The organism is Sphaerospermopsis sp. FACHB-1194 (assembly GCF_014696235.1).
GTDB classification, from domain to species: domain Bacteria; phylum Cyanobacteriota; class Cyanobacteriia; order Cyanobacteriales; family Nostocaceae; genus Sphaerospermopsis; species Sphaerospermopsis kisseleviana.
This window is the reverse complement of record NZ_JACJPU010000036.1, coordinates 13,544-39,466: the sequence shown is the minus strand read 5'-3', so window position 1 is coordinate 39,466 and position 25,923 is coordinate 13,544. Positions and strand designations below refer to the sequence as shown.

23 protein-coding genes and 2 tRNA genes are annotated in these 25,923 nt (G+C 38.7%); 14 read left to right on the top strand and 11 right to left on the bottom strand.

Annotated features, from left to right (window positions below; all coding sequences use genetic code 11):
• The first annotated feature begins 88 nt into the window (after window positions 1–88).
• The 5 genes from H6F45_RS18760 (at window position 89) to H6F45_RS18740 (ending at window position 4,380) form a co-directional block, all read left to right on the top strand.
• Window positions 89–280 carry an RNA-binding S4 domain-containing protein gene (locus H6F45_RS18760; RefSeq protein ID WP_096572432.1) on the top strand — a complete coding sequence of 64 codons (192 nt, stop codon included), beginning with the start codon at window positions 89–91 and terminating at the stop codon, window positions 278–280.
• A gap of 565 nt (window positions 281–845) precedes the next feature.
• Window positions 846–1,106 (top strand): hypothetical protein, encoded by a 261-nt coding sequence (locus tag H6F45_RS18755; protein WP_096572431.1) that lies wholly within the window; start codon window positions 846–848, stop codon window positions 1,104–1,106.
• 1,030 nt (window positions 1,107–2,136) lie between these two features.
• The gene (locus H6F45_RS18750) at window positions 2,137–3,393 is read left to right on the top strand and encodes a glycoside hydrolase family 10 protein (protein WP_190348065.1); all 1,257 of its coding nucleotides are present in this window, start codon (window positions 2,137–2,139) and stop codon (window positions 3,391–3,393) included.
• Window positions 3,394–3,491: 98 nt separating this feature from the next.
• A complete protein-coding gene (locus H6F45_RS18745) occupies window positions 3,492–4,076 on the top strand; it encodes a hypothetical protein (RefSeq protein ID WP_096572429.1) in 585 nt (194 codons plus the stop codon).
• A 232-nt stretch (window positions 4,077–4,308) separates the two neighbouring features.
• Window positions 4,309–4,380: transfer RNA gene (locus H6F45_RS18740), tRNA-Lys, on the top strand.
• Window positions 4,381–4,434: 54 nt separating this feature from the next.
• Here the strand turns inward: H6F45_RS18740 and topA are convergent.
• A complete protein-coding gene (gene topA, locus H6F45_RS18735) occupies window positions 4,435–6,600 on the bottom strand; it encodes a type I DNA topoisomerase (protein ID WP_190348064.1) in 2,166 nt (721 codons plus the stop codon).
• A gap of 1,443 nt (window positions 6,601–8,043) precedes the next feature.
• Here topA and H6F45_RS18730 point away from each other — a divergent pair.
• Window positions 8,044–8,274 (top strand): hypothetical protein, encoded by a 231-nt coding sequence (locus tag H6F45_RS18730; RefSeq protein WP_096572427.1) that lies wholly within the window; start codon window positions 8,044–8,046, stop codon window positions 8,272–8,274.
• A 274-nt stretch (window positions 8,275–8,548) separates the two neighbouring features.
• Here the strand turns inward: H6F45_RS18730 and nagZ are convergent, their stop codons facing one another.
• Window positions 8,549–9,628, bottom strand: a complete 1,080-nt coding sequence (gene nagZ / locus H6F45_RS18725; protein WP_137669409.1) for a beta-N-acetylhexosaminidase — start codon at window positions 9,626–9,628, stop codon at window positions 8,549–8,551.
• Here nagZ and H6F45_RS26660 point away from each other — a divergent pair.
• The 5 genes from H6F45_RS26660 to H6F45_RS18700 all read left to right on the top strand — a co-directional run bounded on the left by H6F45_RS26660 (window position 9,574) and on the right by H6F45_RS18700 (window position 14,397).
• Complete coding sequence (locus H6F45_RS26660; protein WP_242052676.1) at window positions 9,574–10,143, top strand: hypothetical protein; 570 nt, start codon at window positions 9,574–9,576, stop codon at window positions 10,141–10,143. The genes nagZ and H6F45_RS26660 overlap by 55 nt on opposite strands.
• Window positions 10,144–10,206: 63 nt before the next feature.
• Window positions 10,207–11,646 (top strand): 15-cis-phytoene desaturase, encoded by a 1,440-nt coding sequence (gene pds / locus H6F45_RS18715; RefSeq protein ID WP_096572426.1) that lies wholly within the window; start codon window positions 10,207–10,209, stop codon window positions 11,644–11,646.
• On the top strand, window positions 11,630–12,562 hold the full coding sequence (gene crtB / locus H6F45_RS18710; protein ID WP_096572425.1) for a 15-cis-phytoene synthase CrtB: 933 nt from the start codon (window positions 11,630–11,632) through the stop codon (window positions 12,560–12,562). The genes pds and crtB overlap by 17 nt, the downstream gene beginning before the upstream one ends.
• A gap of 222 nt (window positions 12,563–12,784) precedes the next feature.
• Window positions 12,785–12,876, top strand: a tRNA-Ser gene (locus H6F45_RS18705).
• Window positions 12,877–13,071: 195 nt separating this feature from the next.
• Complete coding sequence (locus H6F45_RS18700; RefSeq protein ID WP_096572424.1) at window positions 13,072–14,397, top strand: ABC transporter substrate-binding protein; 1,326 nt, start codon at window positions 13,072–13,074, stop codon at window positions 14,395–14,397.
• A 452-nt stretch (window positions 14,398–14,849) separates the two neighbouring features.
• Here H6F45_RS18700 and H6F45_RS18695 read toward each other — a convergent pair whose 3' ends face one another.
• Complete coding sequence (locus H6F45_RS18695) at window positions 14,850–17,093, bottom strand: pyridoxal-dependent decarboxylase (protein ID WP_137667954.1); 2,244 nt, start codon at window positions 17,091–17,093, stop codon at window positions 14,850–14,852.
• A 376-nt stretch (window positions 17,094–17,469) separates the two neighbouring features.
• Window positions 17,470–18,237, bottom strand: coding sequence for a hypothetical protein (locus tag H6F45_RS18690; protein WP_137667953.1), 768 nt, complete (start codon window positions 18,235–18,237; stop codon window positions 17,470–17,472).
• Between the two features lie 589 nt (window positions 18,238–18,826).
• On the opposite strand from H6F45_RS18690, the gene sbcC reads away from it, so the two are divergent.
• Window positions 18,827–21,850, top strand: coding sequence for an exonuclease subunit SbcC (gene sbcC / locus H6F45_RS18685; RefSeq protein ID WP_190348063.1), 3,024 nt, complete (start codon window positions 18,827–18,829; stop codon window positions 21,848–21,850).
• A gap of 47 nt (window positions 21,851–21,897) precedes the next feature.
• On the opposite strand, the gene H6F45_RS18680 is transcribed toward sbcC, so the two are convergent.
• Window positions 21,898–22,389 (bottom strand): SH3 domain-containing protein, encoded by a 492-nt coding sequence (locus tag H6F45_RS18680; RefSeq protein WP_190348071.1) that lies wholly within the window; start codon window positions 22,387–22,389, stop codon window positions 21,898–21,900.
• A gap of 161 nt (window positions 22,390–22,550) precedes the next feature.
• Here H6F45_RS18680 and H6F45_RS18675 point away from each other — a divergent pair, with 161 nt between their 5' ends.
• Complete coding sequence (locus H6F45_RS18675; protein ID WP_190348062.1) at window positions 22,551–22,688, top strand: hypothetical protein; 138 nt, start codon at window positions 22,551–22,553, stop codon at window positions 22,686–22,688.
• Here the strand turns inward: H6F45_RS18675 and H6F45_RS18670 are convergent.
• Window positions 22,679–24,190, bottom strand: a complete 1,512-nt coding sequence (locus H6F45_RS18670; RefSeq protein ID WP_190348061.1) for an AAA family ATPase — start codon at window positions 24,188–24,190, stop codon at window positions 22,679–22,681. The genes H6F45_RS18675 and H6F45_RS18670 overlap by 10 nt on opposite strands.
• 7 nt (window positions 24,191–24,197) lie before the next feature.
• On the opposite strand from H6F45_RS18670, the gene H6F45_RS18665 reads away from it, so the two are divergent.
• Entirely contained in the window at window positions 24,198–24,341 is a 144-nt protein-coding gene (locus tag H6F45_RS18665) for a hypothetical protein (RefSeq protein ID WP_190348060.1), read from the top strand.
• 75 nt (window positions 24,342–24,416) lie between these two features.
• Here H6F45_RS18665 and H6F45_RS18660 read toward each other — a convergent pair whose 3' ends face one another.
• The 5 genes from H6F45_RS18660 to H6F45_RS18640 all read right to left on the bottom strand — a co-directional run bounded on the left by H6F45_RS18660 (window position 24,417) and on the right by H6F45_RS18640 (window position 25,890).
• Window positions 24,417–24,506 carry a DUF433 domain-containing protein gene (locus H6F45_RS18660; RefSeq protein ID WP_190348059.1) on the bottom strand — a complete coding sequence of 30 codons (90 nt, stop codon included), beginning with the start codon at window positions 24,504–24,506 and terminating at the stop codon, window positions 24,417–24,419.
• Window positions 24,507–24,569: 63 nt separating this feature from the next.
• Window positions 24,570–24,752, bottom strand: a complete 183-nt coding sequence (locus H6F45_RS18655) for a DUF433 domain-containing protein (protein WP_190348058.1) — start codon at window positions 24,750–24,752, stop codon at window positions 24,570–24,572.
• Between the two features lie 165 nt (window positions 24,753–24,917).
• Window positions 24,918–25,238: a nucleotidyltransferase domain-containing protein gene (locus tag H6F45_RS18650; protein ID WP_190348057.1), complete on the bottom strand. Its 321-nt coding sequence runs from the start codon at window positions 25,236–25,238 to the stop codon at window positions 24,918–24,920.
• A 5-nt stretch (window positions 25,239–25,243) separates the two neighbouring features.
• Window positions 25,244–25,621, bottom strand: coding sequence for a clan AA aspartic protease (locus H6F45_RS18645; RefSeq protein ID WP_190348056.1), 378 nt, complete (start codon window positions 25,619–25,621; stop codon window positions 25,244–25,246).
• Window positions 25,618–25,890, bottom strand: coding sequence for a hypothetical protein (locus H6F45_RS18640; protein ID WP_190348055.1), 273 nt, complete (start codon window positions 25,888–25,890; stop codon window positions 25,618–25,620). The genes H6F45_RS18645 and H6F45_RS18640 overlap by 4 nt, the downstream gene beginning before the upstream one ends.
• Between the last annotated feature and the right edge of the window lie 33 nt (window positions 25,891–25,923).

Here is a 25,923-nt window from a genome sequence, read left to right as displayed (position 1 = left end):
TCTCTACAAGGGTTTCAGGTTATGCACATTTCATTACCGGAGATGTCTATTAGTAATATTTATCCTGATTCCTGACTCCTTAAATACAATGATTAAACTCGATCAGTTTTTAAAGTTTGTAGGTATAGCCTCTACTGGAGGTCAAGCTAAAATCATGATTGTTAATGGTGAGGTGAAAGTTAATGGTGAGGTGGAAACTCGACGGGGGCGTAAATTATTAGAAGATGACACCGTAACAGTCACAGGGAAAACATTTACAGTAGGGGATATCATTTCCTAATGAGAAACATAACACAATAGCACTCGCTTGTATTTGTCAAGCAGCTTATTATAGCAACATGAATACAATAGACTTCTCCGAAAAAGATGTAGGGACAATTCATGAATTGTCCCTACGAATGGGTTTCAGGTTATGCTTATGTAATTTTCGGAGATATCTAAAATATTAGGACTTACGCACTGTACAAATTCACCATGATGTGCATGAACGAAAATCCGTCGTTTCAGGCTTTTGTCGATTAACTTCCGATCAATAGCGATCACTCAAAAATCATTAAAAAATCACGTTAAAAAGCCTGAAATCCGTACCTCATATTTGGTTGATCCTGTCAATGCGTAAGTCCTAAATATATAAGAAATTTTTTTAGCAAAATACACCTATTGATCATTAATTTGTTGTATCATAGTTTTCCCAAGGTAATTTTCTGCAATTCAACTTCATCAAAGCTTGTTGCGGATCTTTCAAAACTTTATTGAAAGACTATCCTAGTCTGTCTGAAAATCAATGATAGGATTCTCAAACTGCTGTATGAAGTTTTCAAAACTTTCATTTCAATGGATCAAATATGAAACTAATTAAAAAATCTGAAAAGTTACTTCTCGATAAAATCAAGAGTATGGAGTTAGAAGAGGAAAATATTCTAACTGAGATTACTAATGAACCAGAACCGTTAGTTGAGGAGAGAAGAGTAATAGATATAGAAAATCAAGTTCCTGATTATATTCCTGTGCGGGATAATCCCATAGTTCATTCTGTTGGTAACACAGGGTGGCAGGTTTCTGAGATTTGGAAGGAGATTAGATTGGATAATTTTTGCAATACTTAGTCAAGTAGGGTTTGCTGAAAAAGTTGAAAAAACCTTGAGGAGAATTGAGTGGGGAGTCAGGCAGCAATAAAGATAAGATTTTATTGTCTAAACTTCACTAAATAATCAATTTCACTAATCAACCCACAAGTGTTGAATCCTGCAATAAAACTTTACAATCTTTGCATTTTACCCAGGTAAAATCCATTGTCTATTGAGAATAGAGTCATTAATTGCTCAAATTTGGTATCACCAATACCAATGCACAATTTAGACAATATCCTCAAAATCTTAACATTCAACACTTCTGCATAGATCCCAAATGAGTTCTAAGCTGTTGTGCATTTAATTTGTATAAGTGGAACAGGCAAGAGGCTTGTTCCACAAGAGTTCAGAATATTAGGATTATACAATTTAGCGGTGTAACAGCTTATTGAGAAGCAAAGGGTTTTTTATACCAATTCTATGTGAGGTTGCGCTATAAATTGTAGGGGCAATTCATGAATTGCCCCTACAATTTATAATTTGACAAAAGTCTGATTATTGCATCTTCATACAGAAATGGTATTGAGTTTATTAGGATTGAAAGAATAACAAGTCTGAGATAAAACCAGCCTCATGCGACATTTTATCCTGGTCTTTTGTGCTGATAAGCTGTTATGCCTTTAACTTGAATAATTAATACAAGCAAGATGCTTGTGCTACTGTAACTTCAGGTTTTTTAATTATACAGTTTAGCTGCATATCAGCTTACTTTTATTCTTTGGTATGGAAGATGGATTTAAAAAATACGAAAATCCAGAGAAAACAGAAGCTGAACCAAAATATTATCATATCATTACATAATCCTGAGCAATATCATTTGATTTTGTAGTTATATATAGTTATATACAGCAGATTGCAAATCAATCAGGCTTCGCCGTGAGCGTCAGCCGATAGCGTGGCGTTAGCCATACGGTACAGAATATAAGTTAAAACCTATACACAAAACCAGTTTTACTCCTGACTCCTGACTCCTGCTGTATATGAGTAACCTAAGTTTATTTAGCAGATGAATAGGGTAATATATCGTTGTTTTTCCTTCTTAATTTGTTTGGGTTTTATATTCAGTTTAACCATATTTCCGATTTCCTCAACTTCGATTGTTTCTCAAAAAACAAGTTTTTTAACTACAGAAGTTCGCGGTGTTTGGTTGACTAATGTTGCTAGTGGTGTGCTTTTTGTACCTTGGGGTGTTGAAAGGGCAATAAACCAATTAGCAGCACTGAATTTTAATACTATTTATCCAGTGGTTTGGAATAGAGGTTACACTTTCTATAAAAGTAAGGTTGCTGAAAGTATAATTGGTGAAAAAACCGAACCTTTGTTGAATTTCATCAATAGTGGAAATGATGTTTTAGAGAAGTTAGTCAGGTTGGCAAAAAATAAAAATTTAAGCGTGATTCCTTGGTTTGAATATGGGTTTATGACTCCCCCTAATTCTGCTTTAGCAAAAGCACATCCAGAATGGTTAACCAGTGGGCAAAAAGGCATAAATTCTGTTCACGAAAATCTCCCAGAAGAAATTAACCAGAATGGTGTTTTTAATCGGCAGGTATGGTTAAATCCTCTCCATCCCCAAGTGCAAGAATTTATATTGGGTTTAATTTTAGAAGTTGTGAAAAATTACGATGTTGATGGTATTCAAGTTGATGATCACTTTGGAATGCCTGTAGAATTTGGTTATGATTCATTTACAGTTAAACTTTACCAAAAAGAACATTTAGGAAAGACTCCACCAACTGATCCTTATGATGCAAAATGGATGCAGTGGCGAGCAGATAAAATTACTAATTTTATGGGCAGAATCAATCAAGCAGTCAAAAAAATTAAGCCCCAAGCGAAAATATCCCTTTCTCCTAATTCTCAGTATTTTGCCTATAAATATTATTTACAAGATTGGGAAAATTGGGTAAATAAAGGTTGGGTAGATGAATTGATTTTGCAGGTATATCGAGATGATAAAAAATCTTTTATTGCCGAAATTGAAAAACCTGCGGTAAAATTAGCAATGAAGAAGATTCCTGTGAGCATTGGCATTTCTACAGGAACTTTACCTAGTCCTGTAGATATTGAAAGTATTAAAGAACAGGTACAAATTGTGCGAGATCATAAATTTTTTGGCTTTTCTTTCTTCTATTGGGAAAGTTTGTGGGGTTACATCTCTCCTGAATCACCCCAAAAACGACGTAAGGCTTTTTTAGAGATGTTTGCCAATAAGGCTGTTAAACCTTTAAATTTAAATAGAACTTACGTAAGATTAGACTAAAAACCCCATTCTTGCTTAGGGGTAATCATGAATTACCCCTACTTTTATTCTGTTTTGCGTCAGTTGTGTTAAATAAAGTATAATTTCCCAAAAATAAAATGGAATTAGCCGCTATCAAAAATAAATTCAGTAAATTGTATACTTTTACTTTGGTGTGGAGTTTGACTACTTTAGGTAGTTTTATCTTCAGTTTATTTTTGATTGAAATTGGTGAAAAGTCTGATGTCAGAGTGTTAGATGTTGCTATTGGTGGATTTGCGATCGCCCTTCCCCAATCTTATCTCCTCAGACAAAAAATTTTACCTTTAAGCTGGATGATCTCCACAGTCTTAGGTTGGGTACTCATCACTACTATCGGTGTTGGTGCTGTGGGTTGGTTTGTACTGTCAACAGAGTTGTTTTATTTCCGCATCTTCTTTGGAATTATTTCCGGGGGTATTGGTGGTATGGTAATTGGACTGGCACAATGGTGGTTAGCTATTCCCTCATCACTCCCTTGGGGATGGTGTTGGATGTTCCTCAATTGTGCAAGTTGGGCAGTAGCTCTCAGTATTGGTTCGGTTATAGGTATATTTTTACGTCATTGGACACAGTTATTTTTAGGTGAAGTTGTCGGTTTAGCTATCACCTGGTTGGTAGTCGGTATCCTTACAGGAATCAGTGCTTACAGGTTGTTTAGGTGATTGGTGATTGGGTAGAATTAACTCATGACTAATAACTAATGACTAATGTAAGGGCGAAGCATTCGGAGAATAGCCTTTGGAAAAAACTGATCATTTATGGTTAAGCGGTATTATTAATGTTGAAAATGCAGATCAGCAAATCACCTTCACCGTTAAATTTCCCCTGCATCCAGTTTTTCAACTGCCCCACTAGCACCAGCCTCAAAAGTCTGCTATTATAGTTTTTATTGATGGGTGATTAGCTCAACGGCAGAGCATCGGACTCTTAATCCGCTGGTTCTGAGTTCGAATCTCAGATCACCCACTGCTTTCATGCCAAATCAGTATTTTAAAACATATATATGTGATAAATTTATTTTTATATTATCAAATTCCCAAACTTAGGACTCCACCACCCTTTTGCAGTATGAAAATAAGCCGCATCCTTATGTTTTTTATCCTTCCAAGAATCTTGACCAGAACACCGTAACATAGTTTTATTCTCCCCATCTTTAATATAACTATACTCCTCCAACGGTTTCTTACATACCGGACAAGGATAAGATGTGAGTTTAGTTTCCGATTTATTAGTCTTTTCATCTGCTGATGTTTTAGTTTTCGGTGCTTCCCAACGTTTATGAAAATCACTCCAAAACAAAACAATATTTTCACACCCACTCACACATTTAAGAAAGTATTTCTTCTTCACCTTACTACTAGGAATTTTCGCTAAAAAGTTACTACATTCAGGACATTTGGTTTTTGAACTTTCATATTTACGCTCAACTTTACCATGATTATTATCAGTATTTCCTGAATTAATAACCACAGTTTTAGCTTTAGACAGCGCAGGGACAAAATAACTTTCATTCCAAGTAGTTAAATAAGATTGCCAGGAATTTTTACCTTCAGCAATTTTATCTAATTCGGCTTCCATCTTGGCGGTAAATTCTGCTTCTAATAAATCCGGTAATGCCTTTTGTAAAAACTCATCAACTTCTAACCCTAAACTTGTAGGATGAAGATGATCTTTTATTAATTCAATATAATTACGTTTCTTTAATGTAGCCACTGTAGGCGCGTAGGTACTAGGACGACCAATACCTTTTCTTTCCATTAATTGTACCAGTTTTGGTTCACTATATCTTGGTGGTGGTTGGGTTTGTTTCTTTTCATATCCGGCATTTTCTAAAGTTAATTTTTGCCCCTGTTGTACAATTGGTAAAACGGCATCTTTACCCAAATTAGGCCAATATTTCGCATAACCATAAAATTCTACAACTTGTCCCCTAGCTTGCCATAAAATATTACCTGATTGAGTAATTATTAGAGTTTTTCTCACCTGTGCAGGACGACATTGGGAGGCAACTGCTCTTTTCCAAATCATCACATACAAGTTAAACTCATCTTCAGGTAATTCTGCTCGTAACTGTACCGACGGACGAAATACATCTGTAGGACGAATTGCTTCGTGTGCTTCTTGTGCTGTTTTGCTACTACGATGTTTTGTTACTTGTTGTGGTACGTTTTGCGGATCATGATCTTCTAACCATTTACGCGCACTGGCACAAAATTCAGGACTTAACATCACTGAATCTGTTCGCATATAGGTAATTAAACCCGCCTCATATAGCTTCTGTGCCACCTGCATAGTTTTTTCCGGGGCAAATTTCAGTTTAGATCCGGCTGCTTGTTGTAGGGTGGAAGTAGTAAAAGGTGGAGGGGGTTGACGATAGGTGAGTTTACCTTCAACTTGGATGACTTGATGGGGATGTTGTTTGGCTTCTGCAACTAATCTATCTGCTTCTGCTTCTGATAAAACCCGCTTAGATTCTGGTTTGTCTGGGTTATTACTAGCTGCATCATCGTGGGTTTCCGTTTCCGTTTTTGGTGTTTCTGTGGGATTGTTAGCTGTACCTTTGTAAAAAACGCGAAATCCTTCTTGATAATCTACCCACACACTCCAATAATCTTGGGGGACAAATACTTGTATTTCTCTTTCGCGCTGACAAATGAGGTGTAATGTCGCGCTTTGTACTCTACCGACGCTTTTTGCACCATTATTTAATGCCCAAACTAGAGGACTACCTTTGTATCCTACTAGCTTATCGAGACAATCTCGACATAATCCCGCACCGATTAAGTTAGAATCAAGTTTTCTAGGATGAGCGATCGCACTTTTAACCGCCGATGGTGTAATCTCAGTATAAACTACTCGCTTGGGTTCTCTTAATCCCAGGGTTTCTTTGAGATGCCAAGCAATGGTTTCTCCTTCTCTATCTGGGTCCGTTGCTAAAATGACTTCATCAACTTGTTTAACAGCAGTTTTAAGTTGTTGAATGGTTTCTTTAGCCCGTTGGTCACGGGGGATATAATGGCAGCGGACACTGTTACCTTCTATTGTAAATCCTAGCGAATCTTCACCCTCGTTACTGAGTTCGCGGATATGTCCACAACTAGCACGAACTATCCAATCTGTACCGAGAATTTGACTCAGTTTTTTGACTTTACCGGGTGATTCAACCACTAAGAGGCGTTTGGGCATAGCGTACAAAACCTTAACCGAAAAGTATAGAATTAATTATGATCATGGGTTAAAGTAAAAACCATAGATTTTTTTACCATCTTCAAATCTATATTCACAAGAAAATCGCCGAAAGGCACGGAAGCCACTTGGCTATCTTACAGTGGAGGAAGTGCCAACGGCGAATTTATTCGCCGCGAATATGATATGATTGGACTGCGAGTAGGAACAACCATCTACACGAAGAAGTATTTTGATCAGGAGAAACCCCTGATTTATCTCGTCTCGGCATTTGACCGCAGCCTGGGTAAACAAGCAAAGGCAAATATGGAGTGTAATACCGCCAAAATTTGATGGACTCGGAAAGCAAAGAAACATAAAAGTAAACGCAATTGCAATACCTGTCGTACTGGTAGTTGTTTTGAGCGCGTAGGGGGATAATTGACTATCCCTTTTGAGCAAGTCTTAAAGAATCTGCGTGTCTTTAGACCGCAGAGTGTCAAGATTGTACATATCATCGGGATCATAACCCACATCACCGACAAAACAGAATAGACATCTCCAGAAAGGAAATTATGGAACCTATTTATGGGGGCAGGGCGAAGCTTATGGGATATCTAGATGTCTGATTTTTCCGTTAAATTATCGCCCATAAGCTTCGCCCCTACAAATTATGACAAATTAATAGATATCTCCGAAAATTACATAAGCATAACCTGAAACCCATTCGTAGGGACAATTCATGAATTGTCGCTACATCTTTTTCGGAGAAGTCTAATACATTCTATTGTGGAAATGTCTAATGATATAGCTAAATTTAAGGTTCTTTTTTCAAACACAAATTTATCCTTTGGTAGCATTACCAGTAGTGTTACCAGTTAGTCGTGTGTGGGTGATACTGGTCTTACTATGTATGCTGCTTGGTTGTAAATACTTTTATATGTTTGTTTACAAATCAGGTTTTGATCCTCCCAACCCCCTTGAAAAGGGGATCTAAAAATATGTGATACACCATGAGGACTTTTAAAATATCTTCTTATATTAATAAATGTTGCATTTTCTCATCTAAAGCTTAATCCATAACCAGCTTGCATCCAAATATTACTGAGATAGAAAAATTGATATTACTAAGTGCAAATATTGGAAGCATTACCACACAATAGTTACAGCATTTAACAGCTAATATTTTTAACTGATTTCTCAATAACTCGCTTATTGACAAATCAGCCAAAACTCATTTGCTGAAAACGTAAACTTTACGTTATATATGTCAGAGAATTTTTATATTAATCTCAATAACTCGCAGCAGTTGGACAATATTAAAATTAGTACCTAAATTAAATTATCTAATTCGGAGGTAATTAAAAATTATGAAACTTACTATAGAAATCAAGCGATTAGTTGAATAACAAAAATCATTTTTCAACTAACGTTATTTCCCAGGTGAATTTTGGAGAAAAACTGATGTTAAACATCAAAAATGAATTATTTGCTGAACTCACTCCTGAACTTGCTGCTAATATTAACGGTGGTCAAGGTGAACAAGGTGAACAAGGTGGTAAAGAGGATAAAAGTAAGTTCAATTACAGCAGATATCTCAAAGCATTGGGTATTGCTTACTTGAGTCCCCCAGAAGTTGGTAGCATCACAGATAAGGAAGCGTTGTTAGCCCAATACCAAGGCTGGGAAGACTAGCAAAATTGATTTATTTATAGGCTTCTTCCACTAAGATTCAACTACTAAAAATAAATCCCGCTTTTAATCCAATTCATGAATAACCAGATACCCGACTTCTTTGAGAAGTTGTAGAGACGTTCCATGGAACGTCTCTACTTTATAGCATTTACCAAGTTAGTGAGGTACAGAGTTTTTTATCTTAGGGAATTGGGAATTGGGAATTGGGAATTGGGAACAGTAAATAAATTAGGGTGTACCTCATGAGACTGGGAAACGCTATATAACCAGATGTTTACTCAAAACAGCAAGTAATAGCTAACTCTGCATGATTGAATAAAACCTCTTTCTCCAGTTGATAAACTGGATATTGAGGTGTAATTTCTAATAAATTTTCGACTCTTGCCCTAGCAGCTTCTACTATTTCTTCATTTAAACTACCATTACTCAAACAATGAGTAAAATCTTCGGCTATTTTATAGGTTCTTTCTAGAGAGGAAGAATTGATATTTCGTGATACTATAAATAAATCACATCCAGCATTAAAAGCCCGTGCTACTGTTCCCGGACGCATGAACATATCCGCAACAGCTTTCATATCTAAATCATCAGAAACAATCACGCCCTTAAAATTTAATTCTTGGCGTAAAATGTGATTTAAAATAGTTTTAGATAATGTCGCTGGAACTTCTGGATCAATTTGCGGGAACAAAATATGTGCTGTCATAATTAGCGGTATTTGTTCCTGAATTAATGCTTGAAAAGGGATTAACTCTCTGTTTCGTAAATCTTCTAAACTTAAATTTAATATTGGTAACTCTAAATGAGAATCTGTGCTAGTGTCTCCGTGTCCAGGAAAGTGTTTAGCACAACCAAGTATACCCTCTTCCCTGAGTCCTTGATAATATTCCCGCGCACTCTGACTAGCAGTTTTGGGAGTGATACCAAAAGCGCGAGAACCAATAATGGGGTTTTGGGGGTTGGAAAAAATATCAGCGACAGGGGAAAAAGAAAGATTAATTCCCAGTGATTTTAATTCTATAGATGTAGCTTTGGCTACTTGATAAGCTTGGGACTTCACCAAATAAGCACAAGGAAAACGAGTAATAGGAAATGGAGTTCTGACAACCCTTCCACCCTCATGATCGAGGCTGGTAAATAGAGTTTTCCGTTCAGTATATTCTTTAATTTGTTTAAGTAAATCTTTAAACTTCTCTAACCAAACTGGATAAGGAACACCATCAAGAAAGTTTTTAGCGAAAAAAATCACCCCCACGGGTTTTAACTCACTCAATGCCCGCTTATCATCATCACTAAGAGTTGTACCAGAAACACCAAGAATTAAATGATTACCAAATTTTTGTAAATCTTTCATATTCAGGAGGCAGGAGGCAGGAGGCAGGAGGCAGAAGGCAGAAGGCAGAAGGCACGAGGCAGAAGGCAGGAGGCAGGAGGCAGGAGGCAGGAGGCAGAAGGCAGAAGGCAGAAGGCACGAGGCAGAAGGCAGAAGGCAGGAGGCAGAAGGCAGAAGGCAGGAGGCAGAAGGCAGGAGGCAGGAGGCAGAAGGCAGAAGGCAGAAGGCACGAGGCAGGAGGCAGAAGGCAGGAGGCAGGAGGCAGAAGGCAGAAGGCAGAAGGCAGGAGGCAGGAGGCAGAAGGCAGAAGGCAGAAGGCAGGAGAAAGTAAATATTTCCTGTTTCCCCAGTCACCAGTCACCAGTCACCAGTCACCAGTCACCAATCACCAGTCACCAGTCACCAGTCACCAGTCACCAGTCACCAATCACCAGTCACCAATCACCAGTCACCAGTCACCAGTCACCAGTCACCAGTCACCAGTCACCAGTCACCAGTCACCAGTCACCAATTTCCCAAAGCCATGCCAAATGTAACAGAATGCAAAGTATAATGAAAACGACAAAACTATTAAGAAATATTGAAAACAGTAGGTTTAAATGCGAGTAGCTATTGCCGGCGCTGGTTTAGCAGGACTTTCCTGCGCTAAATATCTAGTAGATGAGGGTTACACTCCCATTGTTTTAGAACGGAGGGATGTACTCGGTGGTTTAGTAGCAGCGTGGAAAGACTCTGATGGTGACTGGTACGAAACCGGTTTACACGCCTTCTTTGGGGCATATCCCAATATGTTACAACTACTCAAAGAGTTAGGTATTGAAGACCGACTCCAGTGGAAACAGCATACCCTGATTTTTAACCAACCAGATAAACCAGGAACTCTCTCCCGTTTTGATGTTCCTGACATTCCCTCACCATTTAACATCATTGCTTCCATTATGCGGAACAATGATATGTTGACCTGGGAACAAAAGATCCGTTTTGCCATTGGTTTGTTTCCTGCCATCGTGCGGGGTCAACAGTATGTAGAGGACATGGACAAATACAGCTTCGCTGAATGGTTAAAAAGACAAGGTATAGGTGAAAGAGTCGCTAGTGATGTATTTATTGCTGCTTCCAAAGCCTTAACTTTTATCAACCCTGAAGAAGTTTCCTCTACAATTTTATTAACCGCCCTCAATCGGTTTTTACAAGAACGGTACGGATCAAAAATTGCCTTTTTGGATGGTTCACCCACAGAAAGACTTTGCCAACCCATCGTAGATTACATTACCAAACGGGGTGGAGAAGTCAGACTCAATGCGCCCCTAAAAGAGATTTTGCTGAACTCCGATGGTACAGTTAAAGGTTTCTTGCTGCGGGGTTTAGATGGAAAACCAGATGAAATAGTAACAGCAGACTTTTACGTTTCAGCCATGTCGGTTGACCCATTAAAAGTGATGTTGCCAGAACCTTGGAAAAAAATGGAATTTTTCCAGAAATTAGACGGTTTAGAAGGTGTACCAGTAATTAACCTGCATTTGTGGTTTGATCGGAAATTAACAGATATTGATCATCTATTATTTTCGCGATCGCCCCTCCTCAGCGTTTATGCTGATATGAGTAACACCTGTCGGGAATATGCTAACCCGGATCGGTCAATGCTGGAATTAGTTCTCGCACCTGCCAAAGACTGGATTAGCAAATCTGACGAGGAAATCATCTCCGCTACTATGGCCGAGTTGGAAAAACTCTTCCCTGACCACTTTACAGGAGACAACCCAGCAAAACTGCTGAAGTCTCATGTCGTCAAAACGCCCCGTTCAGTTTACACAGCTACCCCTGGTCGTCAACAGTACCGCCCAGACCAAAAAACCCCTATAGCCAACTTCTTTTTAAGCGGAAGTTATACCATGCAACGCTATTTAGGCAGTATGGAAGGTGCAGTGCTTTCTGGTAAGCTAACAGCACAGGCGATCTCTCAAGCGCCATCGGTAGCCAATACTTCCAACCTGCAAACGCTAACTCGACCGCCCGCAACGAATGCTGCAACTGCCTGATTCACCCCCGCGCATGAAAACGCTGGTCTCTGTAGACGAGTCCTACAAACTTTGCCAAGAACTCACAGCCAAGTACGCCAAAACCTTTTACCTGGGTACATTGCTGATGAGTCCGGCAAAGCGTCAATCTGTTTGGGCAATATACGCTTGGTGTCGCCGTACAGATGAATTAGTCGATGGTCCTGCTGCTGCTAGAACCACCCCAGAAACTTTAGAACTATGGGAAAAGCAGCTGGACTCAATTTTTGCTGGACACCCATTAGATAATTACGATGTCGCTTTAGTAGATACCCTGCAACATTTCCCTTTGGATATTCAACCCTTTCGGGATATGATTGCGGGTCAGCGCATGGATTTATACCGCAGTCGCTATGAAACCTTTGAGGATTTGTATCTCTATTGCTACCGCGTTGCTGGCACTGTGGGCTTGATGTCAACCACGATTATGGGTGTAGATACCAGCATCTATACCGCCCCTTGGCATCGAAATCAAAAACCCTATTTACCCATAGATGAAGCGATCGCCCTGGGTATCGCCAACCAACTAACTAACATTCTTCGTGATGTGGGCGAAGATGCACGTCGGGGTAGAATTTATCTTCCCCTAGAAGACTTGGCTAAATTCAACTATAGCGAAGAAGAACTTTTCCAAGGTGTATTAGATGAACGTTGGCGTTCCCTAATGCGGTTTCAAATTGAACGAGCTAGGGAATTTTATACTAAAGCCGATAAGGGAATTACTTATCTTGACCCGGATGCCCGTTGGCCAGTGTGGGCAGCATCTATGCTCTATGGACAGATTTTAGATGTAATTGAGCGCAATGATTATGAAGTTTTCAGTCAACGTGCTTATGTTCCCCAGTGGCAAAAATTACGCACCTTACCAGTTGCTTGGATGCGATCGCAAGTGCTATAGAAGGAGGCAGGGGGCAGGAGGCAGAAGGCAGGAGTTTTTTATTTTGGATTTTGGATTTTGGATTGTTTTTGTGATCTCCAATCTAAAATCTAAAATCTAAAATCTAAAATTTTCTTCCCCAGTCCCCAGTCACCAGTCACCAGTCCCCTGTTCCCTGACAAATCACAAAATATCTCTTGACGAACCAAAAAACCACTGCTAATATAGTATAGTGTTACCTCTGGAGAGGTGGCTGAGTGGTCGAAAGCGGCAGATTGCTAATCTGTTGATGGAATCGTAAGGTCCATCCGAGGGTTCGAATCCCTCCCTCTCCGTTTACAAATTATAAAAACTCTAGTTGCGGAAAAGAATTCAAGGCAATTCCTTGATAATAAATACTCATTCCTAGATTTCCAAAACTTAATGTTAATATTTAGCTTGTGGAGTTTGAGCCATTAACCAGCTAAACTAATCAGTTAGTTTAATAATTGATTTTCAAGCTCCTCAACATAGAGGAGTGAAAGGAAGATATGCCAAAATTGAGTGTTTCCCTAGCCTTGAGTTTAGTAACTATAGCCAGTAGTTTGTTCATGGCTGCTTGTGAAAATACCACTACAACAAATAATACAGGCACAAACGGAACTACAACTACCCCAGAAGCCAGCACTACCACAACAACCAGCAGTGCTAAAGGTTTGAAAATTGGTAGTTTATTACCAACAACAGGTGACTTAGCTTCCATCGGTCAACAAATGGTTGGTTCAGTTCCCCTACTGGTAGAAACCGTCAACGCTTGTGGAGGAGTCAACGGAGAACCAGTCACATTAATAGAAGTAGACGATCAAACAGATCCTAAAGCTGGTGCAGCAGGTATGACCAAACTAGCAACAGTAGATAAAGTTGCTGGTGTCGTGGGTTCATTTGCTAGTAGTGTTTCTACCGCTGCCATTTCCGTTGCTACCCCTAACAAAGTCATGTTAATTTCCCCTGGTAGCACCAGTCCCGTATTTACCGAAAAAGCGCAAAAAGGCGATTTTCAAGGATTTTGGGCGCGGACTGCTCCCCCAGATACTTACCAAGCATTAGCTTTAGCCCAACTTGCTAAGAAAAAAGGTTTTCAACGAGTTTCTACCGTCGTCATCAACAACGACTATGGTGTAGGTTTTGAAAAAGCATTTGTAGAAACTTTTGAAAAATTAGGTGGAACAATAGTTAATAAAGATAAACCAGTTCGTTACGATCCCAAAGCCCAAACCTTTGATACTGAAGCTGCTGCTGCTTTTGCAGGTAAACCAGATGCGGTATTAGCAGTCATGTATGCCGAAACAGGTAGTTTATTCCTCAAAGCTGCTTACCAGCAAGGTGTAGCTAAGGGAGTACAGATCATGCTGACTGACGGAGTAAAATCAGATGCTTTCCCGGAACAAGTAGGTAAAGGTCCTGATGGCAAATATCTGTTAACTGGGGCTATTGGTACTGTTCCTGGTTCTGATGGTAAAGCATTAGCAGCCTTTAAGAAATTGTGGCAAGAGAAAAAAGGCGGAACACCAGGAGAATATGCACCTCAAGCTTGGGATGCAGCAGCTTTGTTGGTATTATCAGCCCAAGCTGCTAAAGAAAATACAGGTGTCGGTATTGCTGGTAAACTTCGAGAAGTTGCTGCTGGTGAAGGAACAGAAGTTAGTGATGTCTGTGAAGGACTGAAACTACTGAAAGAAGGGCAAAAAATCAACTACCAAGGTGCAAGCGGTAATGTAGATGTTGATGCTAACGGTGATGTAGTTGGTGTTTATGATGTTTGGACAGTAGGAGATGAGGGTAAAATAAAGGTGATAGACAAAGTTAGTCCTCAGTAAACATTTTTCCTGGTAAGCTGTTGTGCATTGAATTTGTATAAGTGGAACAGGCAAGAGGCTTGTTCTACAAGAGTTCAGAATATTAGGATTATACAATTTAGCTGTGTAACAGCTTACTACTACCAAAAACAATTTATTTGCCAAAATTAAATTACAGCAAATTTCTTCCTAATGATGTACCTCATCTACCTAGAAACTGCTGTATTTATTTTATAAAATCCTGTATTGATTTTCAATTAACCCACATTCCGCAGATAAAATCCAATTCTGAATAATTATCACGAAAGATTCAGGATTGTACAAACTTTACTCCAAAAATATTCTCAATAAATGAGATAAATTCCTAATAAACATTTTATAGTTCTTTTGAACTAAAATCCTGAAAACCCTTACCAAACAATGTTTTTGGAGATAATTATTTTTTTACTCTCCGCTTATGCGGAATGTGAGAATTAACGAAAATTTTGTTCAATAATTTCAGTTACATTTTGGCGAATCAGTTCAATAATTTCATCAAAAAATGATCCCCCATTGGGTAAATCACTTAAATAAGGATCCATCACTGCTGATCGCAAAATTGACATTTCCTCTGGAGTGGTTGCTAGTCCCAAACGTTGAGCATAATTATTAATAAATGTCTCACCATAATCTGCCAATCTAAAAATAGTTCTAGTTAGCATGAATTGGTATTTGTGAATATTTTCAGCTTCACCACTTTGGTAGTAATGAATGTGAAAACGATCATAAATTTGATTATTCAACTCATTAAATAAATCAGCGTTATCATTCAGACGATGATCGCAATGTTTGAAATTAAAGGCGTAACTGAGAATATTTTGATCCGGTCCAACTTCCCGCAATAATGCCATAGCTTCCGGATCTGCAAGTATTTGACTTTGATTTTTTCCCTGGAGATGTTGACGCAAATGGGCTATATAATGCTCATGTTCACCATTAATATAATCACTAATATCACTGCGATCAATAGGTAAACGTGGTAATGGAACAACAATAAAATTATCTGTTTCTGCGGACATAAAAAGTAACCGCAAATAAAACAACTTACTATTAAAAATCGCTTGATTAATAATCTTACCGTAGCCACTTACAGAAGGACGAATTAGTTGATGAGAAAGAAAAACAGAAGCTGCTGCTGCTCCTGGTTTTGAACCTTCTAAACCGTAAATTCCTACCGATGGTTCTAGAGGACGAATAGATTTAGAACCGCCAATATAAGTCCCGGTAAAAGTTGTCAAATGTTTTAATAAACTATGACGATAAAGTGAACCACCAGCCGGATATTGAATATACCCAGATTTGTGAGGATCTATAGTAACAGAATCACAATCTCGAAGGTGTTTAAACTGCCTGATAGTGTGTTCATTAAACATTACTTGACTATAATCATCAATAAATAAAGGTGATTTTTGTTCCTCAAAACTATAATCACGGCGAATAGTAGAAATTTGATAACCACCCCAAGCAGCATCAACGTGAATATTAAACTCTAAACCCTTTTTCCTGTAGGTTTCTCTTAATTCTAAAATCTCATCTATGGGATCAACTGCACTTTCTTCTGTACTGCCTAAAACTGCTAAAGTTAACAATATTGGATGGCGATTTTCTAAACATTGATTTAAAGTTTGATTTAACCTTCCTAAATCTAATCTGGCATCAGCATCAACAAAAATATCAATTAAATTATCTGTGCCAATACCATTAACTGCTGCTGCTTTTGGCCAAGCATAATGTTTAGAGGATGGGGCAATCATTTTTATTTCCCCCACATCCTCAAAACAAGAACGAGTCATTTCCAACCAGCCCCGAACATTAAGATTATAAGGAATAATTAAATCCCAAACATCATAAACATCTTTGATATTTTCACTTTCACCGCATAATTCCCAAATTCGCTGTGGTAAAGCCAAAATATCATCCATGCAAATATTAAATAATTGCCAAGAAGTAGCTTCTAATAATTTTGGTTGACTACCATCAGCAATTTTAATTTCTAATGCTTTAGCTTTAGCTAATACTGGTTGTTTTTGTAAAGCTTTTTTCGCAGCAAAAGGAAAAAATTTTAATTCTCTTGTTGCCCAAGTCGCCTCATTAATAGCAATAGAACCATCAGCAGTAATATGACACCAAGGTTCAATTTTATCGGTTTCAGGAAAACCAATCATTGCACATAAATCACGCCCTACCTGTAATTCTAATAAAGTGGTAGCAGTAGAAGCTTGAATGGTGGCATTATTGGAATTATGCAGCATTGCGGCAAAATAACCAAGCATTCCTGGTATGGTGGTATCCCAAAGAATATGACCTTGATAACGCATACTAAAAAATGGCGTACCATATTCTCGCAAATGCTGTAACAATTGATTGTAGGCATCCCTTAAAGCTTGCATTCCTGCTTGATATTCCAGAGAAGCTTTAACATCCTGAGTAATTGTTTCTGGATCACCTGGTAAATAACTTTGCCGATAATCTATAATATGATCTACAGCTTGGGCAATAAGTTGTTTAAATTCTGTTCCATTTTCCGCCCGTGTACCTAAAAACCAATTAGCAATATTGCCAGGTGGTTGTGGTGGGTTAATATCAGGAACATTAGTAAATTGACCAATAGATAATGCACCGTCGTCTGTTTTTTTGATTTCCTTAAAGCTGAAGTTTTTAACTATACGTCCAACCATAATTATTCCTATTTAATCAAGTATCTCATGTTGTGGGGTAGGCATCCTGTCTGCCCTGTATAACCTGTATAATTAGCGGGCAGGATGCCCGCACCACAAGAAATGAAATATTTATATCTTTTTGTATTTGGAAGTAACTTATTTTTGTAAAATTCCTGATTCTTTAACGGTAAACTCTGTTTTTTTGCATTAACTCTATCTCTAGAAATAAGTATTAATTTACTTTTTATAGATAATAATGTTTATATTTTTATAATACGCGTTCAAAAATTGATGTTTTTATTGCTGCCTTGCAAGAAATAAAACGTTAATATACTGGATACTGGATAGATCCCCGACTTTTTAAAGAAGTTGAGGATCTGGGTAGTTAACCTACTTAGAATCCACCAAAGTTGTACCCAACACCAACTAATAAACCGACATCAGTTTGATTAAAAAATCCTGCATTGATAGCGGCTGTGGCAGTGAATCTATTATTTAGAGGTATATCAACTCCACCTGTCACCATGACAGCAGTTTCTGAGTTGTTACCAGTTTTAATAGCTGCACCAACTCCCACATAAGGAGCTATAGGTAAAGGTTCACTAAATGGATCTCCTATGGGCTGGAAGGAAAAATCATAAGTTAGGGGAACGAGAAATACAGTATCATCTCCTAAAATTGCCGATGGTCTAACTGATAGAGTCCTGGTGAAACCAACTTTGCTGATGACTGTAAAATTACCATCGCCCAAGGTTGAAGATCCGCCACTTAACCCAATATTGCCAGCAACGCCAACATAGCTACTACCACCACGGGTAGGTCTTCCTAAATCAATATCTGCTTGTGCTATTTCTTTCGGCTGTGCTACTTGAGCCGCAGATGGTTGGGAAGTAGGCTTTGTATCTTCAGAAGTCAAGATTGTTGATGAGGTCGCTACTGTCCCTGGAATGGGTATAATTGTCCGATTAGCCGTTTTTAGAGTAGCGGCGTTGGGAAATTGCTGTATTTTAGACACAGTGGTGTTAAGTTCTGTGCTTTCCTGGTGATTAGAGATGACAGCGGCCTCTGGATGGGTTGTCTGAGCAGTTGCACAAACGCTGCTACCTAAAACTGTCAGGGTGGCTAGACTTGGTACACAAATAAGATGTTTACGTAGAAACATAGTATTTACATTCACTCCTACATGAATTATGACGACAACAGATATTTTGTTGCTGTGGGTTTAATGTAACAAATTTGAGCAATATTCAACATTTAAAACCAAAAAAACATTTTTTACATCTTTAATTTGACATAAGCAATTAGAATCTCAGGATAAGATTATGAATATGGTGAATCCTGAATCTGATAGATGATTTATAGCACTGATGTACAAGTTACAAAAGTTATCAAGAGCGGTGGCTTTTCCCCGTTCCCTATTCCCTATTCCCTAGTTAGTTATAAATTTTTGTAATCAGATGTTTTCCAGACTAGAAAGCTAATATCTATATGGTGACAGCAGTTTTCATGTCTTTAGACCACAGTAAAGGCGAAGCATTCGGACAATTAATTATCGGTTTTTACCTAAGACTATCATCCGAATGCTGATGCTTCCAGCACGCTTCGCGAACGCCCCTACATTGTTGACGCGAAACCTAAATCAGAAACCTAAATCAAAATGTGGTTTATTTACCTGAAAATTGCTGTAAACTCACACAAGGTGCATCTGTACTGTTAATAATAGAAATTGTAGATATGGCACTATAGCCTCAATGATTCCAGTTCAACTGATCCTAAAAAACTTCCTGAGTTACCGTGATGCAACTTTAGATTTTGGCGGGTTGCATACGGCTTGTATTTGTGGTTCTAATGGTGCGGGTAAATCTTCTCTTCTGGAAGCTATTACTTGGGCTATTTGGGGTGAAAGTCGTGCTACTGTTGAAGATGATGTGATTTATTCTGGCGCAAAAGAAGTCAGAGTAGATTTTACTTTCTACAATAATTTACAAAAATATCGGGTGATTCGTACTCGTGTCCGGGGTGCAACTAGCGTTTTGGAATTTCAAATTGAAACTCCCGCTGGTTTTCGTCCTCTGACTGGTAAGGGGATGCGAGCAACCCAAGATGTGATCTTACAACATATCAAGCTTGATTATGAGACTTTTATTAATTCTGCTTACCTGCGTCAAGGTCGGGCGGATGAGTTCATGCTCAAGCGTCCCACGGAACGGAAGGAAATTCTAGCGGAATTATTAAAACTTAATCAATATGATCTTTTGGCAGAAAAGGCTAAGGATAATTCTAAACAGTATAAAGGACGGGCGGAAGAGTTAGAACGTTCTTTGGATAATATTAAATCTCAACTTCAACAACGAGAAGCAACTACAGCAGAAAAAGCAGAGTTAGAAGTTCAACTCAATCATCTGCAACAACAGCAAGCTGCTGATAATATTCAATTACAAAGTTTGAAAGTTATTCAAAGTCAACGCCAAAATTTAGAGGAAAAACTGAGTTTTGTCAGACAGCAATATCAAAATCTTAGTGAAGATTGCGATCGCCTAGATCAAGACAAGTTAGCTGTCAAATCCCAATTGGCTGCTTTAGAATCTATTTTACATCAATCCGACCAAATTCAAGCTGGATACTCTCAATTTCAAATTTTACAATCTCAAGAAGAAGTTTTTGCTATTAAGTTTGAACAACATACCCGCGCTATTACTTTAAAACAACAACAACAACAACAACTGGATAAACAAATTCAATCTATTGAACGCAAAATACAAGCAGCAGAGGCTGAATTAAATAATTTAGAAAAAGAACAACAAGAAATCAAACCAATTTTGAAAAAGTCTGGAGAAATTGAAACAGCTTTATCTCAATTATCTGCTGCACGTGAGCATCTTAACTCTTTAGAAAATTTGCAAATACAAGTCAAACCTTTATTAGAACAAAGAGCAAATTTACAAACTGAATTAGAACGTATCCATAGTAGATTATTAGCAAGTTTAGAACAGTTACAAGTTACAGAAAATCAAATTGAATCTAAAATTCGCAAACAATCTCAGTTACAACAAGATGTGATAGAAGTAGATTTACAAATTGAAGAATTGGAGAAGAAGCGAGTTTATTTGCAAAGGGTACAGGACAAAGGCCATGAACGTCGCCATTTTATAGAACGTTTACAAGCTCATCAAAAAGACTACGAAAAATTACTAAGAGACTTAGAACAAAAAATACAACTTCTTCAAAATCCTAATGCTTTGTGTCCCTTGTGTGAACATCCTTTAGATGAAAATCACTGGCATCGAGTAATACAAAAAACCCAAATAGAATATGAAGATACTCAAGGGCAATTTTGGGTACTGCGGGAACAGATGGCAGTTTCTGACCGAGAAATTCAAGTATTAAGGCAGGAATATCGAGAAATATCGCAGCAAGTAGCAAATTATGACGCTTTAAGGGAAAAAAAGGGGAAATTAGCAGCCCAGTTACAAGCGTCGGCTGAACTGCAAACGCAACTAAAACAGGTTTTAACAGAAAAAGAAAAGTTACATAGGGTTTTAGAAGGTGATTATGCACCTGATAAACAGGCAGAAATTCAAGAGTTAGATGAATATATCAAACAACTAAATTACAATGAACAAGATCATGCTTTAGCTAGAAGTGTAGTAGAAAACTTACGATGGGCAGAAATTAAACAAGTCCAGATTAAAGATGCCAAGAAAAAACAAGCTCAAATAGCAGCGAGAAAACCAGAGCTACAAGCTATGATTGAGGAATTGAAGGCGCAAATAGCATCAGAACAAACAAATTCAGAGATAGCAAGAGGAATATTAGCACTAGAAACCCAAATTACAGAAATTGCTTACAGTTCTGAGCAACATAGTAATATTCGTAAAGGTGTTAAAGAGTTTCAATCTTGGCAGTTACCCTATCAGCAGTTTTTATCTGCTCAACAAGAATATCCCCAACTACAGAAAAGATTGGAGGATTTAACAAATGCTTATAATAGCAGAACCGCAGATAAACAAAAACTTGCCATTGAAATGGATAGTATTGTAGAGCAATTAAAAGCTAGTGAGAATCCTGTTGAGCAAATTCATGATTTAGAACAGAAAATAGCCATGTTTCGCCGAGAAATGGATGAAAAAATCGCTTATTTGGGGCGTTTAGAACAACAAGTACATCAGTTAGAACTGTTGCAAAATCAATATGAGCAAGAACAAGAGCAATTACAAGATTGTAAACAGCAACAACGGGTATATCAAGAATTAGCGCAAGCATTTGGTAAAAATGGTATCCAAGCTTTGATGATTGAAAATCTGTTACCCCAACTAGAAGCTGAGACAAATCTACTCCTGGCGCGGTTGAGTGCCAATCAACTGCACGTACAATTTGTTACTCAGAAAGCGGGAAGAAGTGGTAAGTCAACGCGGAAAAATGCCAAGTTGATAGATACCTTAGATATTTTAATTGCTGATGCGCGGGGTACACGAGCTTATGAAACTTATTCGGGTGGAGAAGCATTTAGAATTAATTTTGCGATTCGTTTAGCATTAGCAAAATTATTAGCCCAGCGTGCGGGTGCGGCGTTGCAGTTGTTGATTATAGATGAAGGATTTGGTACACAGGATACAGAAGGGTGCGATCGCCTGATTGCGGCCATAAATGCGATCGCTGCTGATTTTGCTTGTATTCTCACTGTCACACACATTCCTCACCTCAAAGAAGCATTTCAAGCCCGGATTGAAGTAAATAAAAATCAGCAAGGTTCACATTTATCATTGTCAATTTAATCATGATCAAATTGAAAGTGAACTCCCTGTTCCCTAAAGATCAAGAATTATTCTTCAACTTGTTTAGTATTACCAGCTTTCACCCAACCTTCTTGATCAGTACCTGCAATGCGAATTTTTTGCCAATTTTTATCCGCGCTTTCTTCTAAGATGATGACTTTTTGATTACCACCAACACCACCAATACTTTGTGCATCTGAGGCTGGTTTATCTCGCATACTCAAACCTTGCGGCCAAGTTACAATAGCTTGATAAGCTCCTGGTGGTAAGGTATCAGGTGATTCAGTGGGAGTAGGAGTAGGACTAGGACTAGGTTTAGGTGTGGTAGTAGGACTAGGTTTAGGTGTGGTAGTGGCTTTTACTGGTGTGACTTTTGGTTTGTTCGCTTTGGGTTTGGGACTATCATTAGCAAACATGGGTTTTTCGGGAGGAATGGCGGTACGATTAACAAAATAGAGAGCTATTGTCAGTCCGCTACCTAATAAAACTGCGATCGCTAATACAAAACCAAGTATAAGTTTAAAAAATCCAGAAATTATTTTCATATTTTTTAGTCAGGAGTCAGGAGATCAAGGAGTCAGGAGTCGTAGGGGCGAAGCATTCGGGTAACCAATTATCAATTTTATAAAAAGGCTATTTTCCTGTAAGGGCGAAGCATTCGGGCGACAAATTATCATTTTATCAAAAGGCTATTTTCCGAATGCTTCGCCCCTACTTCGCCCCTACTTCGCCCGTACAGGAGTCAGGAGATCAAGGAATCAGAAATCATAGAAAGTTCTTCTTCACTGTCACCTGTCACCTTCTTCCCCAGTCCCCAGCCAAATATTATTACATTTGACGTTGAATGCGATCGCTTAAAGCATTATGCTTAGAAGCCAAACGCGCTCTCCCTGCTGCTGCCCATTCTTGCAGTTTTTGGATCTGTTCTACCGCAGTTCGCGCCAAAGGTATGATTTGACTAGCCGATTCTAAAATATCATCGGTCGTGAAATCACGATTTTGGCTAAAACCAATGTGCATCGCTTCAATTAACGTTTGTTCAATTTCTGCACCGGAAAAATCGGGAGTTTCGTAAGCTAACCGATCAATGTCATAGCTTTTGAGGTTATGGGGACGCAAGCGGGATAAGTGTACAGTAAAAATGGCTTTTCTTTCTTCTTGGGTGGGTAAACCGACAAAGAAAATTTCATCAAATCGCCCTTTCCGCAGCATTTCTGGGGGTAAAGCTTGAATATCGTTAGCGGTGGAAACGACAAACACCGGGGAAGTTTTTTCTGCTAACCAAGTGATAAATGTCCCAAATACCCGGCTAGTTGTTCCTGCATCACCTTTACTACCTAAACCAGAAAAGGCTTTGTCAATTTCATCAATCCACAATACACAGGGTGCAAGGGCTTCCGCAACTTGAATCATTTGCCGGGTGCGAGATTCTGATTCACCGACTAAACCACCAAATAAGCGCCCCACATCCAAGCGTAATAAAGGTAAATGCCAATGATGGGCGATCGCCTTAGCTGTTAAAGATTTACCAGTTCCTTGAATCCCCACCAACATTAAACCACGGGGATGCGGTAATCCGTACTGTCGCGCTCGTTCTGTGAATGAACCACCCCGACGAATTAACCAATCTTTGAGATTATCCAGTCCCCCAATATCAGATATTTGCTCAGTGGCGGGGTAAAAGTCCAGGATTTGGGTTTGGCGGATAGTTTGGCGTTTTTCCTCCAAAACTAAATCAACGTCTTCTGGTTGTAGTTCTCCGTGGGATGCGATCGCCCTGGCTAAAACTCGGCGTATCCGTTCCATTGATAACCCTTGACAGGAACGCACCAAGTCATCAATAAATTTACCGGAAAGTGCGTTACCAGTGGCTTGTAATAGGCGTTCTACCTCGGTTTTTATTTCTGGTGCTGCGGGTAAGGGAAATTCCACCACGGTTAAAACTTCGGTTAAATCGTCGGGAATAGCAATGCGTGGGGATAATAAAACAATATTTTTCGGTTGAGATTTCAGGATTCGGGCTAAGTTGCGAAGTTTGCGAGCGATCGCCACATCTTCTAAAAAGCGGTGATAATCCCGGAGAATTAGCACTGCTGGGGCGGAAGGGGGTAATTTTTCAATAAATTCTAATGCTTGCAGGGGGTTGCGTTTGCCAAAGCCAGTATCGTTGGGGTTGCCTTGATAACCATCCACAAAATCCCAGGTATAAACGGGGCGGTTTCCTTGGTTTGTCGCTTCTTCACGGATAGCAGTTTCTACCCGTTCTTCTTCGTGGGTGGGGATGTAAATGAGGGGGTAGCGGGCGCGGAGGAGGAGTTTAAATTCTTCGCGGAAGTTCATGATATAGATGTTTGGTGATTTTTGTTCTTTTCCTATTTTTAAGGTAATGAACCACGAAGGTAAGAAGGAAGCAAAGGAAGAAGAGAAGAGTTTTGTTTCGCGCAAAGGCGCTAAGGAAGAGGAGTGGATGTGGGCGATAGTCGATGCTTAAAAATTAAGACTTGTTTTTATTCAGGTATAATTTCAATTCTGAAGCTAACCTATAGAACTGCTAATGCTAATAATGCTAAGAAAGAGGAGAGCGATTTCCTCTAATTGTTGGTTGTCCTAAACAAACGTGAGGATTAATAGTAATGCGATCTAATTGATTCAGCATTATTAACTCCTAATATCAAGCAGGATCATAAATTTATATCGCGTTTTTTAAGGAAGCACTAGCTTATGCAAGACAGGCTTGAATATCTTTAATAGTAATACCTGGATAATTACGCAAAATTTCTTCATTACTCCAGCCTTGGGCAAGAAGATCAATAATAAATTCTACTGCTAGTCGTGTTCCTTTGATGATAGGTTTACCGACTAAGATGTTTGGATCTATAGTAATTCTAGTTTGCCAATCCATAATTATTCAGGGTTCAAATATATGAAAGTGTTTATTAGTCCATTCCATCAATTTTATATTGTACCCATCATCTGAATTGCCTGGGACAAAAATTGTTCTGCGCGGTCAATCTGTTCTGTCGCTTGATCGCTTTAGCTTTGAGTAGAAGTTCCCGTTGTTCATCGGTCATAGGAAAACGCCTTCTTTACGGATATTCCTGAGTAATGAACCGTTGCGGGTTTGATAGTGGGTTTCGTCCATGAAAAGACAGCTAATGACAACATCATAGTCTAGGGAAAGATCAGCGATCGCCTTTCCTGTGCGTTTAATTTCTTCACCTGGGTTAACGGGAGGTTTCAGCACTACCAACACATCTATATCTGATCCGGGTTCTGCATCACCACGCGCTTGAGAACCATAGAGGGTGAGGTTTTGTAGGCGATCGCCATACAGATCAGTGAGTTCTGTTTTTAGGCGAGTGAGAATAGGTTTTAGGTTAATATTCATAGACTTTAGACTGTATTTATTTTCCGTAATTCTACACTACCGCCTTCAAAAACTTGAATTATCAGTTGATATCCTTGCATCAATGACATTCCCACCAGAGGTTCTGAATCTGCTTCATCAATGGGAATTTTGATATGAACTCCATCCCAAATTATAACTGCTTCGTAAACATTAAAAACGCATTCACTACCATCACCGAGAATTGCGCGTCCTCGCCTTTTCCATCTTAAATTTAACTGATTAATTAAATCCTGTGGTAATGAAAGCCAACCATTAAAACCTGTATCTATAACTGCATTTTGTCTAGAGATTTTACTATCTGAACCAAAAATTATCAGTGGTATAATTGCATCTAAATCGTCGTTTACAATTCCTGTAATCATATAGATATTTTATTCCGTCCACCAAAGCGACGCACATAACGAGAACCAATGCGAACTATCCAAATTTGTGCATCAGGGTGACGAGATTCTAGGCGATCGCAAGCTGCTATTTCACTCGCATCAATTTCAAAATCTCCCGTTTCAATATCAATAGCTACAATTTTTCCTTGATTACCTGCTTCTATTTTTGGGCGTATTTGCATTTCGTAGATTTGCTCACCGATTTGGGCAAATTCTTCTTTACTATAGCGGGGTTGGTGAATGGTCATATTTTGAGCTTCTTTTCGATATTAAATATTTTA

Coding starts and splice junctions, on each gene's coding strand:
- H6F45_RS18690 (WP_137667953.1), bottom strand. CDS start 18,237: ATGTTTCTACGTAAACATCTTATTTGTGTACCAAGTCTAGCCACCCTG.
- H6F45_RS18650 (WP_190348057.1), bottom strand. CDS start 25,238: ATGAATATTAACCTAAAACCTATTCTCACTCGCCTAAAAACAGAACTC.
- H6F45_RS18695 (WP_137667954.1), bottom strand. CDS start 17,093: ATGGTTGGACGTATAGTTAAAAACTTCAGCTTTAAGGAAATCAAAAAA.
- sbcC (WP_190348063.1), top strand. CDS start 18,827: ATGATTCCAGTTCAACTGATCCTAAAAAACTTCCTGAGTTACCGTGAT.
- H6F45_RS18640 (WP_190348055.1), bottom strand. CDS start 25,890: ATGACCATTCACCAACCCCGCTATAGTAAAGAAGAATTTGCCCAAATC.
- H6F45_RS18700 (WP_096572424.1), top strand. CDS start 13,072: ATGCCAAAATTGAGTGTTTCCCTAGCCTTGAGTTTAGTAACTATAGCC.
- pds (WP_096572426.1), top strand. CDS start 10,207: ATGCGAGTAGCTATTGCCGGCGCTGGTTTAGCAGGACTTTCCTGCGCT.
- H6F45_RS18665 (WP_190348060.1), top strand. CDS start 24,198: ATGTTTGGTGATTTTTGTTCTTTTCCTATTTTTAAGGTAATGAACCAC.
- H6F45_RS18670 (WP_190348061.1), bottom strand. CDS start 24,190: ATGAACTTCCGCGAAGAATTTAAACTCCTCCTCCGCGCCCGCTACCCC.
- H6F45_RS18755 (WP_096572431.1), top strand. CDS start 846: ATGAAACTAATTAAAAAATCTGAAAAGTTACTTCTCGATAAAATCAAG.
- H6F45_RS18655 (WP_190348058.1), bottom strand. CDS start 24,752: ATGGATTGGCAAACTAGAATTACTATAGATCCAAACATCTTAGTCGGT.
- topA (WP_190348064.1), bottom strand. CDS start 6,600: ATGCCCAAACGCCTCTTAGTGGTTGAATCACCCGGTAAAGTCAAAAAA.
- nagZ (WP_137669409.1), bottom strand. CDS start 9,628: ATGAAAGATTTACAAAAATTTGGTAATCATTTAATTCTTGGTGTTTCT.
- crtB (WP_096572425.1), top strand. CDS start 11,630: ATGCTGCAACTGCCTGATTCACCCCCGCGCATGAAAACGCTGGTCTCT.
- H6F45_RS18760 (WP_096572432.1), top strand. CDS start 89: ATGATTAAACTCGATCAGTTTTTAAAGTTTGTAGGTATAGCCTCTACT.
- H6F45_RS18675 (WP_190348062.1), top strand. CDS start 22,551: ATGCTTCGCCCCTACTTCGCCCCTACTTCGCCCGTACAGGAGTCAGGA.
- H6F45_RS18660 (WP_190348059.1), bottom strand. CDS start 24,506: ATGCTGAATCAATTAGATCGCATTACTATTAATCCTCACGTTTGTTTA.
- H6F45_RS18730 (WP_096572427.1), top strand. CDS start 8,044: ATGTTAAACATCAAAAATGAATTATTTGCTGAACTCACTCCTGAACTT.
- H6F45_RS18645 (WP_190348056.1), bottom strand. CDS start 25,621: ATGATTACAGGAATTGTAAACGACGATTTAGATGCAATTATACCACTG.
- H6F45_RS18745 (WP_096572429.1), top strand. CDS start 3,492: ATGGAATTAGCCGCTATCAAAAATAAATTCAGTAAATTGTATACTTTT.
- H6F45_RS18750 (WP_190348065.1), top strand. CDS start 2,137: ATGAATAGGGTAATATATCGTTGTTTTTCCTTCTTAATTTGTTTGGGT.